This is a genomic window from Ectothiorhodospira sp. PHS-1 (assembly GCF_000225005.1).
Lineage (GTDB): Bacteria > Pseudomonadota > Gammaproteobacteria > Ectothiorhodospirales > Ectothiorhodospiraceae > Ectothiorhodospira.
On the sequence record NZ_AGBG01000090.1, the window covers coordinates 1 to 639 of the forward strand.

1 protein-coding gene is annotated in these 639 nt (G+C 52.7%); it reads left to right on the forward strand.

Features of this window, described 5'->3' with window-relative positions; translation table 11 throughout:
- Positions 1–123 precede the first annotated feature (123 nt).
- Positions 124–555, forward strand: coding sequence for an IS200/IS605 family transposase (tnpA, locus tag ECTPHS_RS13735; protein ID WP_008933371.1), 432 nt, complete (start codon positions 124–126; stop codon positions 553–555).
- Positions 556–639 lie beyond the last annotated feature (84 nt).

Consider the following 639-nt stretch of genomic DNA (forward strand, 5'->3'; position numbering starts at 1 on the left):
TTAACCAGACTTGGGAAATCCCCCGGCTCTGCCGGGGTGACAGTAGAAGTTTGACATTGTAGGGAGTCCATTGGGAAAACTCCCGGTTGTGAGCCGCCAAGCACACGACACAGGAGAATCCCAATGGACGAATTTGAGAGCCTAAGCCACTCCAAGTGGGAGTGTAAATATCACGTGGTATTCATCCCGAAATATCGTCGCAGGGTCCTTTTTGGCCAATTGAGACGACATTTGGGGGAAGTTTTCCATCGGCTGGCGAGGCAGAAGGAAAGCTGGATTGAAGAGGGGCATGTGATGCCGGACCATGTGCATATGCTGATTTCGATCCCACCAAAGTATGCGGTATCGCAGGTTGTAGGGTACATCAAGGGCAAGAGTGCGATTCACATTGCCCGGGTGTACGGAGAGAGGAAGCGGAATTTTGTGGGCCAGAGTTTCTGGGCCAGGGGATACTTTGTATCGACGGTGGGGCGTGATGAGGAGACGATACGACAGTACATCCGTCACCAGGAAGCCGAAGACAAGCGACTTGACCAGATGAAACTCTGGAACTGAAAGCCACCTTCAGGTGGCCCCATGTTTATGCCGCTTTGAGCGGCTCACATATTAAAGCCCCCGGCTTTGCCGGGGGATACTTAC